The following is a 17,128-nucleotide window of genomic DNA, read 5'->3' as shown; positions in this document are numbered from 1 at the left end:
CTCCCCATTCATGTGGTGTGCATTGCGGACTAAATATACCATAGCCGGACTCTCAATTTAATGAATCTAACGCCCTATTTCCTTTAAAATTTGGTAAAGAAAGGTCTAGTCTCAGACGACTTTCCGAGAACATGGAAAAGGTCCGAATCCGTATGATGGAACCGAACAGACGACTTCGCTTCACGAGATTTTTTTGGTCGAACTTGTACAGAGGCTAGACTTCGCACAAGCAGTTCGTTAGACCTAAAAAACCATCCCCGACGCGTATCGGGGATGGTCATATCGTCACGAACGGATGCGAATCGAGATCGGTCCGTCGTTGTCGCCTTCCGGCCGCGGGAAGCGGACGTGGAGCGGATAGTCGTGTTTCGGCAAGATTGGCTCGGCGAGCACGGCATCGGCCCGGCCGACGACCTCGTCTCGCTGCATCAACTCGAGTGGGAGGCGCGGGATTTGGAGCGCCTGCTCGGAATAGCCGTTCCGGACGAGGAGTGAGGCGCCGATTTCCGTGTCGGTCACGTCGAGATGGACGAGCAACAAATCGAACTGGCCTTCGGCGACCGGACGGCTGAGGACGTTCATCCGCTTCAGGCGGTGCCACGCCACGTCTGGGAACGCGTCCCGTTCGGCGTCGGTCACATCTTGGAGCGGTGCCGTCGGGTTCATTTGGAAGGCGAGCTGAATCGACTCGGTGTCGAGTTCGTCGACATCGGTGAACAGTTCCTCTTCGAAAAAGTCGAGATAGACGGGCTTACTCGTCATCGCCTCAAACGACGGCAAGTCCATCCGGCTGAGCATCTTCTGGCCGAGCGGTTCGCGGCGTTCGTTCAACAAGAGCACCGGGATCTCGTCGAGCGAGAACTCGGTCGCGACCGTGTTGCGGAATAAGGCGACCACGGACAGGCCTCCCGGGTTCTTCGTCGCACTGAGCAGTTCAATCGACAACTGGTTGTCCGCGAGCGGCGGCAGCGTCGTCGCATGATAACGGAACACGTACTCATCTTCTTTCGAGATATCCATCCCTTCATCGAACACGAGGCGGAGCGCCCGCTCGTCGTCTTGGCGGATGATCGTCTCGACTTTCTTTCGTTTCAACAGTCCGAACATGTCACAGCCCCTCCTCTTCCCGTTGCGCAAAGTATAGATCAAGCTGGCACAGTTGAATCGTCACGTCGCGGGCGATATCGAGATACGTCTCTTGGAAAATCTCGAGCCCTTCCTTGCCGAACTGACGACTCGGGTCTTCCTGGCCGTAGCTGCGGAGTCCGATGCCCTCTTTCAAGGCGTTCATCGTCGTCAAATGGTTCGTCCAGCGGATATCAAGGTGGCTGAGCAGTTGTTGCCGCGCGAAGGCGATGACTTCCGGATAACCCTCGATACGCTCTTGCGCCATCGCGACGATGCCGTCGATCCATGGTGCGAGTGCTCGTTTCAACTCGTCTTTGTCTCCGACCGTGTCGTCCCATGTCGGCGCCTGTTGCGTCAAATACATATAGTCCTCGATAAGCGCGTCAGTCGCCCACTCTTCCGGGACGAGTTCGGCGTCGATATGACGGTCGAGCGTCTCGTTGAGCGCGAGGCGCATCATGGCGAGCACGTTGTTCAAGATGGCCGTCGCATTGGCGTCGACCGCCTCATCGCGAATCGAGTAGATGATGCGGCGCTGTTCGTTCAAGACGTCGTCGAGTTTGAACATGTAGTCACGGACCGATACGCCGACGCCTTCAATCGTCGTCTGGGCGTATTCGATGATCACGCCTGCTTCCTTATGGCGAATCTCCCCGTGCTCGTCCGGCTTCAGTTTGTGCTCGACACGTTTCAACCGCTCGGCGGCATATCGTTTGACGAGGTCGTCCTCGAGCGAGACGAAGAAACGTGACATGCCTGGGTCGCCTTGGCGTCCCGACCGTCCACGGAGCTGATTGTCGACGCGGAGCGACTCGTGTCGTTCCGTCCCGATGACATACAAGCCGCCGCGTTCGCGCGCCGTCTCGTCTAAGACGATATCGGTCCCGCGTCCGGCCATGTTCGTCGCAATCGTCACGTGTCCGAGCCGTCCCGCCTCGGCGATAATCTCTGCTTCTTGGGCGACCGTCTTCGCGTTCAACAGCTCATGCGTGATGCCTTGTCGCTCGAGCTGTTCGCTGACGGCCTCCGACTGGGCAATCGAGGTCGTCCCGATCAAAATCGGTTGTCCCGTCGCGTGGATGGCCGCCACTTCTTGTCCGACCGCCGCATATTTATGGGCGATCGTGTCAAAGACGCGGTCCGGCAAGTCTTCACGCAGACGTGGCCGGTTCGTCGGCACTTGGACGACGTCCATTTGATACGTCTTCATGAACTCTTCGCGTGACGTCTGGGCTGTCCCGGTCATGCCACCGAGGAGCGGATACATCCGGAAGTAGTGTTGAATCGTGATTTCAGCCGTCGTCTTGTTCTCTTCGGTGATGTCGAGCTGTTCTTTCGCCTCGAGCGCCTGATGGAGGCCTTCCGACAGGCTGCGTCCTTCCATGACCCGCCCCGTGAACAAATCGATCAACTCGATTTTGCCTTCTTGGACGATATAGTCGACGTCCCGCTCGAACAATACGTTCGCCCGGAGCGCCTGCATCATGTAGTGATAGAGGACGTGGTGCTCGGCGGAAAACAAGTTGTCGACCGAGAACAACGCTTCAATCTTCTCGATGCCCTTATCCGAGAACATGACGGCGCGCGCCTCGAGGTCGACCGTATAGTCGTCTTCCGTCAATTGACCGAACACGGTTTGGGCGAGACGTTTCAAACGGACGTGTGACTCGTCCTTCTGGGCGATGATGAGCGGCGTCTTCGCCTCGTCGATCAAGACGCTGTCGACTTCATCGAGCAACGCGAAATGGAACGGACGCTGGACCCGTTCTTCCGGCGAGCCGACCAAGTGGTCCCGAAGATAGTCGAAGCCGAACTCGGTCCCGACCCCGTATGTAATATCGGCCGTATACGCCGCTTGTTTGTCAGCGAGCTCCATCTCCGGCACGTTCAACCCGACCGTGAGTCCGAGGAACGTGTGAATCTTGCCAATTTGCTCGGCGTCACGTTGCGCCAAATAGTCGTTCACCGTGATGACGTGGACGCCTTTTCCTTCGAGTGCTTTGACGAACGCCGGCAATGCCGCGACGAGCGTCTTCCCTTCCCCGGTCGGCATCTCGGCGATATTTCCTTCGAGCAGGGCGAGACCGCCGATAAGCTGGACGTCATAATGACGGAGCCCAATCGTCCGGACGGATGCCTCACGAACGAGGGCGAACCCTTCCTCCGTGATGGCGCGGACGTCCGCACCGTCCGTGAGCCGCTGTTTCAGTTCGAGCGCGTACTGGCGAAGCGCTGCATCGTCCAAAGCTTGCATCGTCTCCTCATACGCGTTGATGCGTTCGACTTGTTTCTTATAGGTTTTCAATCGTCGTGCCTGATCATTGGTCAATTGCTTCACAAAATCAATCACAGGATAGCCTCCATCGTCCGAAACCATATTTGTCTAGCTACCCTCTCATTATAACGGATTTTGTTTCCGCCTCGCTTTATTATTTCGGTAAATTCCAAAAAGATGGAATTTTATTCACCATCCATCCTTTTTTTGACTCTTTTCAAAATTTGTTTTCATTTTTCTATTTGAGACGGCGTGAGACCGTGATACGATGAGAAAAACAGAACGCTTGTTCGTAAAAAAGGAGAGGTGGCTATGCGACGTCGGATTTTTTGTATCGATAGCGTCTCATTCTATGCCAGTTGCGAGTGCGCCGCCCGCAAGTTGAACCCGTACAAGACGAAGCTCGTCGTCTTATCAAACCTCCAAGATCACGGCGCCCTCGTCCTCGCCGCGACACCTCCGATGAAGCAGCTCGGCATCAAGACCGGCTCCCGGCGCTTCCACATCGACCGGTTGCCGTGGCACGAGCGGCGGCACATCATCTACGCCGAGGCCCGGATGAGCCACTATTTGAACGTGTCCGTGCAAATCGTCCACATCTTGCATCAGTTCGCACCCCCCGAGGCAATCCGCGTCTACTCAGTCGATGAGACGCTCGTCGACTTGACCGGGACGGAGCGGCTGTTCGGGAACGATGCGCACGTCGCCCGCCTCATCCGCTCGACCGTGTTCCGCTATACCGGCATCCCGGTCACGATCGGCATCGGTCCGAACAACGTCCTCGCCAAGCTCGTCCTCGACCTTCATGGGAAGAAGACGGGTGTCGCCAGCTGTTTCCTCCACGACGTCGAACGATTGATCCACCCGGCCCCAATCGGCAAGATGTGGGGCGTCGGTGCGAAGATGGAAGTCCATCTTCGGCGGCTCGGCATCGACACGATCGGCGACCTCGCCCGCTATCCGCTCGAGACGCTCCATGAGAAGTTCGGCGTCATCGGCGCCGAGCTGTGGCATCACGCCTGGGGCATCGACGAATCGCCGACAATCCTTCCGCCGAGCTCGTTGTTCGGGGCGAAACGGCAGCGGCCCCGGACGATCGGCCACGGCATCACGCTCATGAAAGACTATACGACGTACGCGGCCATCCGGCTCGTCTTACAGGCCATCGCCGTGGAGGTCGGGATGCGGACGCGACAGGCCGGTCTCGTCGGCGGCAGCGTCCATCTCGGCGTTCGCTACACCCGGACGAGCGAGCGGCGCGGCTTCAGCAAACAAAAAAAGCTCGCCCGCTTCACAGCGGACGAGCGCGAGTTCTTGCCGGTATTGTTGACGCTCTTCCTCGACGCGTGGGACGAGACGGAGGCGGTCCGGTATGTCTCGGTCGCCCTCGGCAAGCTCGAGCCAAGGAGCGACCACGTCCAGTTGTCGTTCTTCGAGGACGAGTGGGCCCGGGCGCGCCGGTTCGACTTCCTCGATCTCGTCGATAGCTTGAACGTCCGCTTCGGGCGCGGCACGATCCGCCCGGCGTCGAGTTTACTGAAAGACAGTCCGCTCCGTACCCGCCAGCGGTTAATCGGCGGACATAAACAAGGAGGTGAATCGTCATGAGTCAGACCCGCTACAAAGACCGCGGTGAATTGAAATGGATTCCGTTCCTCATGCCCGAGCACGTGGCGCTCCTGAAGAAATATTACGCCCACGTCCAAAAGATCGAGCTACCCGACTTGGATGAGCAGTTGCTCTATTTATGGCAGACCGAGCTCGAACGCGCCATCCGTGAAGGCGACGCCGTCGAGCTGACGCTGTTCGACAACGGCATGACCCATACGGTGCGCGGCTACGTCCACGCCATCTATTACGCCGAGCGTGAAGTCGAGCTGTTCGACACCGAGGTGCTTCGCATCCCGTTCGGTCAGATTCTGTCCGTCCGTTAAGACGCGTCAATTGCTTCCTGCGTCGTATCGAACGTATCGACGTGATCGAGGACGCCGTAATGCGCGAGTGTCTGCCGCACCGGTGCCGACAAGTGCGCGAAAACGACACGACGATCGGCCGCTTTCAGCTCCCGGACGACACGGCGAATCTCTTCGACGGCCGTCACATCGATGACCGGACAGCGATGGAAGTTGAAGATGAACACGTCGGGCTCGTCATGGATATGATGCAGGACGTGCTCAAACATCTCGATCGCGCCGAAAAAGAGCGGCCCCTCGACGCTGAAGACGACCTGGCCGTCCCGCGTCACATACCGTTCCGTCTGTTCGCGGACGTCGATCGTGTCGGCCATCCGTTTCGCGAACAAGGCGAGCGCACAGATGACCCCGACCTCGACGGCGACGACGAGATCGACAAAGACGGTCAGTCCGAGCGTGATGAGCAAGACGAGCGACTCGGCCGAACGATGCCGGAGCATCTCGAAGACGTGATGCCGCTCCGACATGTTCCAGGCCACACGCATCAAAATCGGTGCAAGTGCGGCCAGTGGGACGTAGCTCGCGAGCGGTGCCAACACGAGTACGGCGAGTAGTACCGTCAACCCGTGGATGACGCCGGCACGACGACTGACGGCCCCGGCTTGGATGTTCGTCGCCGTCCGGGCGATGGCACCGGTCGCCGGGATCCCGCCGAAGAACGGGACGACGACGTTGGCGAGCCCTTGCCCGAACAGTTCCTTGTCCGGGTTCATCTTCGTGCCGGCCATGCCGTCCGCGACCGCACCAGACAATAGCGACTCGAGCGCCCCGAGGAAGGCGATCGCGAACGCCGACGGAAGTAGCGTCGCAATCAAATCGAGGTCGATGGCGAGCCAGTTGAAGTCAGGCAGTCCGCTCGGGATACCGCCATAGGCACTGCCGATTGTCGCGACTTCTCCTGGGACGACGAGACTGACGAACGTCGGCACGAGCATCGCCATCAATAACAGCGGCAATTTCACGGGCAGTTTCGGTACGAGCCAGAGCGTCAAGAAACCGATGGCGGCAATGAAGACAGGCCATAAACTCGCTTCATGTAACGACGTCACGAGCTTCAGTAAATTCTCGTGGAAGTGCGGCGCCTTCTGAAACGAGATGCCGAACAGTTCATCGAGCTGGTCGACGAAGATGACGACGGCAATCCCGGCCGTGAAGCCGATGGTGACGGCCCGCGGCATGAAGCGGATCAGTCGTCCGACGCGGAGCACGCTCATAAGGAACAACAGGATCCCGGCGAAAAACGTCGTCACGAGCAACCCTTCGTAACCGTGCGCGAGCATGACGCCCGAGACGATCGGGATGAAGGCGCCGGTCGGTCCGGCGATTTGGAACGTCGAGCCCCCGAACAGGCTGACGAGGATGCCGGCGATGATGGCCGTGTACAGGCCGTACACCGGTCCGACGCCAGAGGCGATTGCGAACGCCATCGCGAGCGGCACGGCGACGACCCCGACGGTGATTCCGGCCGAGATGTCTTTCTGCCAGCCTTGGCGTGATGTCATGAAGTTGTCCATTCTTGCATTCCTTCTTTCCATTCAGTCGAAAACGAGTTCAGTGTACGCCTGTCCCTTCCCTTTGTAAACGACTCCGGCAAAACGTTAACATAATCGACAAAACAAAGACGCATCGCGATGGATGCGTCTTCGTTAATTCGTCGGTGCTTCGACGACTTGGTCACCCTCGTCCGCATCTTCCCCAAGCAGACGGACGTGACGGCCGAACAGCCACATGACGACGAGGTGGGCTTTCGCCTGCGTCTTCGTATAGAACCACCACGGCAGCGCCGGCACGAACTCGTGGATGGCGACGAGCCCTTCTTCTGACTCCGGGAGCCGTCTGAACTCGAGCCGGCCGGTCTTGTCATCCTCACTCAACTTCGCGAACAAGCCGCCGTCGATTGAATAGGACGCCATGTCGTCCGTCGCCTCGTCTTCGAGCGACAGGTGGAGCGCGACGAGTGATGGACGAAGCAACGAAATCTCCCAGTCATCGTCTTCTTTTGTCGTCTGGATGAGCGGATACGCGAGCCGGCCGAGCCACTCAAAATACGTGTCGGCCATCCAAAGCGCCGACTTGTTCTCGGGCAGGCCGAACCGTTGAATCGAGCGGACGGTGTACTGTTGCGGTGCTTTTTTCTTCTTGCCGCCGCCAGATTTCTGTTTCTCTTCTTCCTCGAGTGCGTGCTCCACCGCTTCCTTGAACGGGATCTCTCCTTGTTTGACGCCGGTCGTGTCTTTCGCGACCATGGCGTGGCCCATGCTCTCGACGAGCGGATAGACAGTATCTTTCGGTTCACCCGTCACGGCCATGACCCAAAGGCGGGACAATTTGATCGTCGGGAATGGGAAGTCGATCATGACGCGGCGTTTGCCCATGACGTCAGCCGTGTCTTCAATCATCTTGCGATACGTCATCACTTCCGGTCCACCGATATCGATATGATGGTCGTACAGCGCCTCGGCGCCGACGACTGAGATGAGCGCCTGGACGGCTTCACGCAAATCGATCGGGTGCGTCTCCGTCTTCGTCCAGTTCGGGAGAATCATGACCGGTAACCGTTTGACGAGCTTCGCGAGAATCGGGAACGACGAGCCTTCTGGACCGATGATGAGCCCGGCCCGAATCGTCGTCACCGGCACGCCTTGGCCGCCAAGAATCCGTTCGACTTCGAGCCGGCTCTTCAAGTGACGTGACAACGTCTTCGATTCTTTCGGAATGATGCCGCTCAAGTAGACGATTTGTTCGATGTCATTCGCTTTCGTCGCCCGGGCGAAGTTATCGGCGATGAGCGCGTCCATGTCTTCGAACGTCGCCTGCGTCAATCCGCCGTCCGGAATCATCGAGTGGACGAGGAACATGGCGTAGTCCGCTCCCTCGCACGCCTCGCGTGTCTGTTCATACGAGAACAAATCGCACGACCGCCACGTGATGTGGTCCTCGTCTTCTTTGTTCTTCGTCGAGCGGGATAAGGCGATGATGTCGTATTCTTCTTTTAAATGGTCCATCACGTTCGAGCCGATATAACCGCTCGCGCCCGCGATGACGATGGTTTTCCGCATAGTGGTCACTCTCCCCTTTATTTACACATAAAGGTACTGTACCCGTCTTAGGCTGAGATTAAATCAGTCCCGCGCCCTACAGTATGTACTGGAAAATATATGTAAACTAAAGCCAACTACAAGCGGAGGAGGAATGACTATGGGGTTTTGGTATTTCTTGATGCTATTGATCGGTGGAGGGCTCGTGATTCGCGGCCTATTCAAAAAGAACACAAGCGGGCTGATACGCTTCGGAAGCCTCGTCATCGGCGGTCTGTTAATCGCACTCGGTTTGTTCATGTTCCAAGACGGAAGTGATGCGATTGTAGCGGATTTGTTTAACTTGTGGTGACGATAAACTGAACAAAAACACTTCCTGCTCGCAGAAAGTGTTTTTTCATTAGAACGATAGAATTAACGGGGTCCCGTCATTGAGAATTTCTCCGTTTTTAGCGATATAGTCGACATGAACTTCCGCACGGCGTAACATGTCGCTCTCTTTTAGCGCCGCCATCCAAGTCCGGACGAGTACCTCGTCTCCTAACGCTGGCTCCCGATGAATCGTCACCAGGATTGTCGGTACGACGTCGGCTGTTTTATAGGCGAGCGGGTTCGCCGCCGAAGCGTCGAGTTCTCGTACGGCTACTTCGTCGTAAAAAACATCGTACGTGACATCGCGGCCAAACGCCGTCATGACCGAATCCTCGATGACATCCGTCACGTCATCTTCCCATTTCGATGCCAGGAACGTGTCGACGACTTCCCCTGTCGTCTCGTCCGCATAAACGAAAAACTCGGTCCCTGTCACGGAATCAACTGCGGTTGCCGCATATTCGAACGGGAAATTTCCCATGTTGTCGAACGTGACCTCTGTCGTCAATTCGGCATTGTCGAAACGCTCCGCTACATACGGCTCAGCGAGTTGGATTGCTTTTGCTTCTTCATTGGGGTCGGACTTCATCGACTGATTGAACACAAAAACGAGGCCTCCCATCCCGACGACAAGCACCCCAATCGCAATTAATGCCCATTTCCAAAAGCGCTCCACACCAATACCTCCTCTAAACCGTCTATGTACCACCAAAAAAGTATCTCAGCTTCTTTCTATCAGTGTATCAGACAATTTATGGAAGGGTTTATTTTATTCAAAGGTATAGTTTTAAGGGTAATGAGTTTCTAGTTTTCTAAGGTCCCGAATTTTTGAACATCACCTATCCCACAAACCTATGCCCTCGGTGCCCAATTGGCTTCAAACCCATTCTGCACCGCATAGTCATACAGGTGAATCAATTTCGTTTCTTTGTATGTCTCCATCTGTTCTGCCACGCGCAACTCATGATTTCGTTCCAGAAGAGCGTAAAGATAATCAATCTTCGCCATCCGATTGTTCTTGCTCGTATTACAAGTCGGACAAGCGAGGACAAAATTCCATAGAACATCATTCTGTATGTAAGACCACGGGATAAAATGGTCGACATGGATCTGTTTGAGCGGCTTCATACAATAAAAACAGACGGAATGACCATGGCTCAGCAAAATTTGTTTGAACTCGTCGAGCGATTGACGAGCCGAGACGAATTCGATTTTGTTCAAGATTCGCTCCATCGCTTCGCGTGTATTGTATTTTTCCAGAAAGACGGCGAGTTGATAATTCGTAACATTCATCAAGACCCGTTTATATTTCTCAAAAAAGATGACGTAGCTCGGCACAAGTTTGACCCACTCTTCTTTCCGATTGAATGAATAGACGGTTCCCTCGAACGAGGTATAGAACGATCCGTACACGTACTTCTTATAGAACTGATTCACGTTTCGAATCAATTGTTGTTGCTGCTGAACCGGCAGACGATCAAAGTTCCAAGTGGACGGAATTTCATGTGTCGCTTGAAACGTGAGCATCGTTTTTTCGACCGAGCTCAATTTCTCAAGTTGATTCACTTGTCGCAATCCGTGTTTCACAATCAAATTCCAATACATCTTCGTCACGTGTCTTGAAATTTGCTGGAACGTCACTACACCGGAATCACTTAGTTCGGTCGTGCATTCGAGCAACGCCTTCATAAGCATATGCTTGTACGTCGTCGTATGTGTCGCATTCATTAAAAATTGTTGTGTATAGCGCCATAAGTCAGTTTCTGTTAAGTAGACGTTTTTTGCCTCAGCAACACTTAAATCCCACCCCAATGACCTCACCCCCACTCATTCGTTACATCATCGATTATAACGAATGAGGAACAAGAACGGATCAAGGTGAATCAAACAGGAGCCGAAAACTCTTTTTTGATTTGTTCTATATCGATATTTGTTTTTTCATGGATATAATGGACTAACGTATCATACTGTTCGACAGTATTTAGCTTTTTAAATTTCTCAACATCTCCTTCAAAGTCTTTAAAGTACTCACTTTGATAATCAGGATTGTTAAAGAGCTTTAGATACTCCATATAATCTTTTACAGTCATCTGGCTCACAATTTGAAAGAGAATTGCAGACCACTCTTTTACACGACTCTCATGAATATGTTTTTTGATGATGCTGTCTTGTTCTTGCTTATGCTTAATTTGTTGAATATATTGTTCAACTTCCAACTTATATTGGAACAGCTCAGCTCGGTTTCGAGTGTCCAACGCAGGGATAACATCAGTTAACAAATACTGATATCGTTTCTTTCTAGGATGCATGATTTTGTCTTTCGGTTCTTTAGGACTCGATTTTTTATCCGTACGCTTTTTGAGTCGTTCCGTTACACCTAGTGCACCAATTGCTCCAACAATTTCTTTTTTATGTTCAAGAACTAGTTTTCCGACTGTTGGACCATACTTCTTGACTCCATTGATAATTAATTCCGTAGATTTTTTTGACATGAGGATTCCTCCTATGATGGTTATATATTCTCGTGACGTTTTTTCAAAAACAGCTCATAGTATATATTCAACAAAGCAATATTCAATCCTTTGATTCCGTTTAAAAGTCCAAATAATGGTGTTGTCCATTCACAAAGAAAGGATTATTGAGCAAACACTCAATAATCCTTTTGCTATAATGTTTCCTGATCATTCCCCAGCTTCTTTCTTCTCTTGTTGCTTCTGCAAATATGCTTCTCGAATCTGATTGATTTTATCTTTTTTATTCGAAATAGCTGGTTTTTTGCCATCTTGATACTTGGCAGCAGCCACTTTACTTTTCGTATCTAATTGATATTTTCCCATTTGATTCACCTGCTTTCATTTCATTGTGATTGAGTTGTTCCATAAAAATCAAAAGACCTTCTAATCTCAATGAAATTAGAAGGTCTTCATTAAAAATCATTGATTGCAGTCGTTGCAGACTGCTTAAAAATGGAGACGGCGGGAGTCGAACCCGCGTCCGAAGGCATCGTAACGCATGCTTCTACGTGTGTAGTTTATCTATTGAATCTCAATGTGACACTGCCGATAAACAGGCGTTGTCGCATCCAGTCTGGTTCATCTCTTCTTCGCGCCCTCAGACGGCGAGGTTGAAGCGTAGCTTGCTTAGTTTGAGACCCTGATAATCATCCACACAAGCGATGGATGTCAGGATCCGCAGGGCACTTAGGCTGCTGCGAGTTGTGTGTTAGTTTTGCCAGTTATAGGCGTTTGCGTTTTAACGAGGCCGACCCCTCGACACGCCACATACGACCGACCTACCCCCGTCGAATCCATAACGTCCCCGAGGTGGTAATTGGTACTACAACAACTATACCACAATCAGGTCTCGCTGTCAGTATTTTTGCCGGTCCCGGAGTGCCCGGTCGACATCGCGCTTCGCATCTTTCTTCTTCAAGTCGTCGCGCTTGTCATACTTCTTCTTCCCGCGCCCGATGCCGAGGAGACATTTGGCGAAGCCGTTCTTCAGATACACTTTGAGCGGGATGATCGTATACCCGTCACGGCCTTGCGCGCCGATGAGCTGATTGATTTGCTTCTTATGCAACAATAGCTTTCGGACACGAAGCGGCTCATGGTTGAACCGGTTCCCTTGCTCGAACGGGCTGATATGACAGTTATGAAGTGTCGCCTCGCCACCGTCAAAGCGGACATACGCGTCGGCGATATTGATTTTTGACTGCCGCACCGATTTAATCTCGGTCCCCGTCAACACCATGCCGGCTTCAATCGTATCTTCAATCGCATAATCGAAGGACGCTTTTCGGTTTTGCGCGAGCGCGTTCGAATCTTTCTTCTTGGCCATAGACATTCAGTCCTTTACTTCAATATGGAGGAGGGGTCGCCCCCTCCCATCAACGACGCTTCTTCGCTCCGCGTTTGGCGTCGCCTGTTCGTTTTTGACCGTCTTTCTTCTTCAAGTCGAGTGCCGAGCGTCCTTGCGACGTCTTCGGCTTCTCGCCTGGTTTGGACGGTTTGCCGGCTTGACCTGGTTTCCCTGGTTTACCCGGCTTGCCGCGCTTCGGACGTTTGTCGTCACGGCCGCGGCCTTTTTTGTCGTCTTTCTTTGGACGACCTTCCGTCGCTTTAATCGTCGTCGGTTGGCGACGGCGCGACTGTTCCCGTTTCGGCATGCCGACGACGGTGAAGTCGATCGTGCGCTCGTCCAAGTTGACGGCGTCGACCTTGACGCGCACCGCGTCACCAATGCGGAACTGACGTTTCGTCCGCTCGCCGAGCAACATGAGCTGCGACTCGTCGAAGTGGTAGTAGTCATCCATCGACTGGAGACGAACGAGTCCTTCAATCGTGTTCGGGAGCTCGATGAACATTCCGAAGTTCGTGACACCGCTGACGACGCCGTCGAACTCTTCACCGAGACGTGATTCCATGTACTCGGCTTTCTTCAAGGATTGCGTCTCGCGTTCGGCATCGACCGAACGACGCTCGCGTTTCGAAGCCTGTTCGGCGATCGAGTCGAGACGGTCCTCATACTTGGCGATCGTCTTCTCAGACACATCACCGTTGAAAACGTACGTGCGCATGAGACGGTGGACGATCAAGTCCGGGTATCGACGGATCGGCGAGGTGAAGTGCGTATAGAAGTCGGTCGCGAGGCCGAAGTGACCGAGCGAGACGTCATCGTACTTCGCCTGTTGCATTGAACGGAGCATGATCGTGCTGATGACCGGCTCTTCCGGTTCGCCCGAGATCGCCTTCAAAATCTTCTGAAGGGTCTTCGGTTCGACCTTCTGGCCTTTGAACCGTTCGATATGCACGCCGAAGTTCGCGACGAAATCGAAGAAGAAATCGAGCTTGTCCGGTTTCGGGTTATCGTGGACACGATAGATGAACGGCACGTCCATCTTGTGGAAGTGTTCGGCGACCGTCTCGTTGGCCGCGAGCATGAACTCCTCAATCAACTTCTCGGCGACCGAGCGTGGACGCAAGACGATGTCGGCTGGTTTGCCTTCCTCATCGACGACGACTTTCGCTTCGGCGAAATCGAAGTTGATGGCACCACGCGAGTTACGGCGCGTGCGGAGCACTTCCGCGAGTTCGGCCATCAGGTCGAACAACGGGATGTACGGCTCGTACCGTTCGAGCGTCGCTTCGTCATCGCGTTCGATGATTTCACGGACGTTCGTATACGTCATCCGCTCCGTCGTCTTGATGACACTCGGGAACAGCTCATGGTTGACGACCTTCCCGTTTTGCGGGGAAATCTCCATGACACAGCTGAGCGTCAAACGGTTGACGTGCGGGTTGAGCGAACAGATTCCGTTCGAGAGACGGTGCGGCAACATCGGGATGACGCGGTCGACGAGATACACACTCGTCCCCCGTTCGAACGCTTCGACGTCGAGCGGTGACCCTTCCGTCACGTAGTGTGACACGTCGGCGATATGGACGCCGAGCTCATAGTTGCCGTTGTCGAGTTTCTTGACGTGGACGGCATCGTCCAAGTCTTTCGCGTCTTCGCCGTCAATCGTGAAGATCGTCTCGTTACGAAGGTCGACACGGCCCATGAAGTCTTTCTCGTCGGCCTCGTCCGGCACGGCGTTCGCCTGGTCGATGACATCTTCCGGGAACTCCGTCGGGATGCCGTGCTTATAGACGATCGACAAGATGTCGACGCCTGGGTCGTTCTTGTGTCCGATGATGCGGACGACGTCACACGCTCCGGCGAAACGTCCGTCCGGATATTTCGTGATGCGAACGACGACTTTATGGCCATCGACGGCACCGAGCGATTTGTCCGGGTTGACGACCGGCCAGAAGTTGATGCGCTTGTCATCCGGCTCGATGAAGGCGAACTGGTCGAGGCGTCCGCTCGGGAGCGTATACGTCCCGACGAACTCTGACAAGCCGCGCTTCAAGACTTTGAGGAGCACGCCCTCGGTCTTGCCGCGGTTGTCCTCGCGTTTTTTGACGAGGATCGTGTCCCCGTGGTAGACGTCTTTCAATTGGTCGGGCGGAAGGAACACGTCCTCCGTCTCGCCTTCGACCGATAAGAAGCCGAAGCCGCGTTGGTGAATCGAGATGATTCCCGCTGCTTGGCCGAGCACGGCGAGCGTCCCGTAACGGTTCGTCCGTGTGCGGCCGATTAAGCCCTCTTCTTCGAGGGTGTTCAAGGTGCGGATGAGTTCTTTAAAGGCATCCGTCGACTCGAGCGCAAGACGCTCAGTCAACTGGTCCACTGTCAGTGCTTTATCACTGGCTTGGATAATTTCTAGTAGTTGGTCACGTAAATTCAACGTGACACCTCCTTTTTCAAACTGACCAGTCTAACGTTTCGAGAAAATCGAGCACGTCCTGGTGCAGTTTCTCTTTTTCTTTATCGAGCGTGATCACGTGTCCCGACTCCTCATACATGAGCAGTTCTTTTTGGAACGCGTTAATCGCCTCGTAAATTTCGTGTGCAGATTCAGGATCGACCATTTGATCTTTCGCCCCTTGGACGACGAGCGCCGGGACAAAAATATCTTCGAGTTTTGTCGTCGTGTCACGGACGAAGGCACGGAGATCTTTGAGCGTCGGCATCGGTTTGAAGTCCGCCATCTCCTGTTCGATCTGTTCAGGTGATTTGTCTTCTCGAGATTTATATTCTCGAGCGTAGGCTTTGACTCCTTTGTATAACCGATCCTCGGCATCGATTCCAGTCGGGGCGCACATCGGGATGACGCCTTTGACGTTCTCCTGTGAAGCGAGGCGAAGCGACATGACGCCGCCGAGCGAGAGGCCACAGACGGCAATCTCCTCATAGCCTTTCTCTTTCAACGACTGATAGGCGTTCAAGACGTCCTCCCACCAGTCCGCCGGTCCGTACTGAAGCAATTCTTCCGGCGGGACGGCATGGCCCCGGTACTGGGGACCCATACACGTATAGCCTTCTTTTTGCAGGAAACGACCGAGCATGCGGACATCCGCGCTCGATCCGGTAAAGCCATGTAACATCAACACGGCACGTGGTCCGCCTTCAAAGAAGAACGGTTTCGGTGCTGTAATCTTCATTGCTAACGTCATCTCCTCATACAATCCATTATTCCCAAAAAATAATTGAAAAAAACAAAAGCCGACCGCCTCACGTGAAAATCGAGAACGATCAGCCTTTCATCATAGTGATGCGACTAGTAATCCTAAAATGAAAAACAATGTGCCTAGTACAGCTGCAGTTCGGTTCAAAACAGCGTCGAAGCCGCGCGCTTTCTGGCGGCCGAACAACTGCTCCGCGCCACCTGCAATCGCCCCAAGACCTTGCGACCGACCTGACATGAGCAGTACGACGACAATCAATAAAACAGCCACGACGAGTAGGCTGATTGTAGCGATCGTTTGCATAGTAGTCAGTTCCTCCTTCTTTTTACACGCTTCTTATTATATAGAAGTTGGCGTCAAAACACCAGCTTTCAAATTATCGGGACGGGTAGCTGAACCCTTCCCCGATGACCTCTTTCACTTGGTGAATGACGACGAAGGCACGTGGGTCTGTCACTTCGACGATTTTCTTGAGTGGACCTACTTGGCGCTTGTCGACGATCATATAGAGCATGTTCTTATCTTGCTTCGTATAGTAGCCGTGACCGTGAATAATCGTCGCCGAGCGGCCGAGCGTCTCCGTCAACACGACAGCGAGCTCTTCTTGCTTGTCGCTGATGATCGTGACGGCCTTGCGGATGTTGAGCCCTTCTGCGACGAGGTCGATGACCCACGAGCCGATGATGATGGCGATCAACGTATAGAGCACGACTTGCTCCCCGAGGATGAAGCCTGACGCCCCGACGACGATGGCATCGATGATGAACATCGACACGGCGACGCTCATATGCAAATAGCGCTCCATGAGCCGGGCGATGATGACCCCGCCCCCGGTCGTCCCGCCGACGCGGAGCACCATGCCGATGCCGACCCCGATCATGATTCCGGCGTACACGGCCGCGAGCAGTTTGTCCTCGGCTGGGCTGCCCCAGTCGTGGGTCAAGCTGAGGAAGAACGACGTCGCGATGACAGCGACGACCGAATAGACCATCGTCCGGCGGTCGAGCAGCTTATAACCGACGATGAATAAAATCCCGTTCCCGATAATCGACGTGACCCCGAGGTCCCAGCCGAACATGTAATACAGGATGATGGTGACCCCGAGTAGGCCGCCTTCCGAGAAGTCGTTTGGGACGGTGAAGTAGTTTACCCCGAACGCGAGAATGAATGAGCCGGCGACGATCCAGGCGATATCCTTCAAGGAAATCGATTGGAGTTTCTTCCAGACTTGTTGACGCAATAGATGTTGTTGTTGACGTTTCATTGGTT

Annotated in this window: 16 protein-coding genes and 1 other RNA gene; 3 read left to right on the top strand and 14 right to left on the bottom strand. The window is 54.0% G+C overall.

Annotation, left to right across the window (positions count from 1 at the left end):
• Positions 1 to 285 precede the first annotated feature (285 nt).
• Positions 286 to 1,107, bottom strand: coding sequence for an SLAP domain-containing protein (locus KNP71_RS07780; RefSeq protein WP_021065475.1), 822 nt, complete (start codon positions 1,105 to 1,107; stop codon positions 286 to 288).
• 1 nt (position 1,108) lies between these two features.
• A complete protein-coding gene (gene secA2, locus KNP71_RS07775; RefSeq protein WP_214830428.1) occupies positions 1,109 to 3,478 on the bottom strand; it encodes an accessory Sec system translocase SecA2 in 2,370 nt (789 codons plus the stop codon).
• Between the two features lie 237 nt (positions 3,479 to 3,715).
• Here secA2 and KNP71_RS07770 point away from each other — a divergent pair, with 237 nt between their 5' ends.
• Complete coding sequence (locus KNP71_RS07770; protein ID WP_131472360.1) at positions 3,716 to 5,011, top strand: Y-family DNA polymerase; 1,296 nt, start codon at positions 3,716 to 3,718, stop codon at positions 5,009 to 5,011.
• Positions 5,008 to 5,337, top strand: a complete 330-nt coding sequence (locus tag KNP71_RS07765) for a YolD-like family protein (RefSeq protein WP_021065472.1) — start codon at positions 5,008 to 5,010, stop codon at positions 5,335 to 5,337. Before KNP71_RS07770 ends, KNP71_RS07765 begins: the two co-directional genes overlap by 4 nt.
• Here KNP71_RS07765 and KNP71_RS07760 read toward each other — a convergent pair.
• Together KNP71_RS07760 and KNP71_RS07755 are read right to left on the bottom strand one after the other, a co-directional pair.
• The gene (locus KNP71_RS07760; RefSeq protein ID WP_029595074.1) at positions 5,334 to 6,890 is read right to left on the bottom strand and encodes a SulP family inorganic anion transporter; all 1,557 of its coding nucleotides are present in this window, start codon (positions 6,888 to 6,890) and stop codon (positions 5,334 to 5,336) included. The two genes, KNP71_RS07765 and KNP71_RS07760, sit on opposite strands and share 4 nt — an antisense overlap.
• Before the next feature lie 132 nt (positions 6,891 to 7,022).
• A complete protein-coding gene (locus KNP71_RS07755) occupies positions 7,023 to 8,435 on the bottom strand; it encodes an NAD-dependent epimerase/dehydratase family protein (RefSeq protein WP_214756732.1) in 1,413 nt (470 codons plus the stop codon).
• Positions 8,436 to 8,574: 139 nt separating this feature from the next.
• Here KNP71_RS07755 and KNP71_RS07750 point away from each other — a divergent pair, with 139 nt between their 5' ends.
• Positions 8,575 to 8,766: a hypothetical protein gene (locus KNP71_RS07750; RefSeq protein WP_214712810.1), complete on the top strand. Its 192-nt coding sequence runs from the start codon at positions 8,575 to 8,577 to the stop codon at positions 8,764 to 8,766.
• Positions 8,767 to 8,814: 48 nt separating this feature from the next.
• Here KNP71_RS07750 and KNP71_RS07745 read toward each other — a convergent pair whose 3' ends face one another.
• The 10 genes from KNP71_RS07745 to KNP71_RS07700 all read right to left on the bottom strand — a co-directional run bounded on the left by KNP71_RS07745 (position 8,815) and on the right by KNP71_RS07700 (position 17,123).
• Entirely contained in the window at positions 8,815 to 9,462 is a 648-nt protein-coding gene (locus tag KNP71_RS07745; protein ID WP_214756733.1) for a hypothetical protein, read from the bottom strand.
• A gap of 176 nt (positions 9,463 to 9,638) precedes the next feature.
• Positions 9,639 to 10,598, bottom strand: coding sequence for an HNH endonuclease signature motif containing protein (locus tag KNP71_RS07740; protein WP_029595069.1), 960 nt, complete (start codon positions 10,596 to 10,598; stop codon positions 9,639 to 9,641).
• Between the two features lie 71 nt (positions 10,599 to 10,669).
• Positions 10,670 to 11,278: a hypothetical protein gene (locus KNP71_RS07735; RefSeq protein ID WP_214756734.1), complete on the bottom strand. Its 609-nt coding sequence runs from the start codon at positions 11,276 to 11,278 to the stop codon at positions 10,670 to 10,672.
• A gap of 189 nt (positions 11,279 to 11,467) precedes the next feature.
• A complete protein-coding gene (locus KNP71_RS07730; RefSeq protein ID WP_029595067.1) occupies positions 11,468 to 11,623 on the bottom strand; it encodes a hypothetical protein in 156 nt (51 codons plus the stop codon).
• Between the two features lie 127 nt (positions 11,624 to 11,750).
• Positions 11,751 to 12,106, bottom strand: a transfer-messenger RNA (tmRNA) gene (ssrA, locus tag KNP71_RS07725).
• Between the two features lie 49 nt (positions 12,107 to 12,155).
• Entirely contained in the window at positions 12,156 to 12,626 is a 471-nt protein-coding gene (gene smpB, locus KNP71_RS07720; RefSeq protein WP_029595066.1) for an SsrA-binding protein SmpB, read from the bottom strand.
• 49 nt (positions 12,627 to 12,675) lie between these two features.
• Entirely contained in the window at positions 12,676 to 15,078 is a 2,403-nt protein-coding gene (rnr, locus tag KNP71_RS07715) for a ribonuclease R (RefSeq protein WP_214756736.1), read from the bottom strand.
• A gap of 16 nt (positions 15,079 to 15,094) precedes the next feature.
• A complete protein-coding gene (locus tag KNP71_RS07710) occupies positions 15,095 to 15,835 on the bottom strand; it encodes an alpha/beta hydrolase (RefSeq protein ID WP_138859079.1) in 741 nt (246 codons plus the stop codon).
• 102 nt (positions 15,836 to 15,937) lie between these two features.
• Positions 15,938 to 16,162, bottom strand: coding sequence for a preprotein translocase subunit SecG (gene secG, locus KNP71_RS07705; RefSeq protein ID WP_012726902.1), 225 nt, complete (start codon positions 16,160 to 16,162; stop codon positions 15,938 to 15,940).
• A gap of 73 nt (positions 16,163 to 16,235) precedes the next feature.
• Positions 16,236 to 17,123, bottom strand: a complete 888-nt coding sequence (locus KNP71_RS07700) for a YitT family protein (RefSeq protein ID WP_251132777.1) — start codon at positions 17,121 to 17,123, stop codon at positions 16,236 to 16,238.
• Positions 17,124 to 17,128 lie beyond the last annotated feature (5 nt).

Origin of the sequence: Exiguobacterium sp. s56 (genome assembly GCF_018618255.1) — a bacterium.
Taxonomy (GTDB): Bacteria; Bacillota; Bacilli; order Exiguobacteriales; family Exiguobacteriaceae; genus Exiguobacterium; species Exiguobacterium chiriqhucha.
The sequence above is the reverse complement of the archived record's forward strand: the minus strand, read 5'-3'. Positions and strand labels throughout refer to the sequence as shown.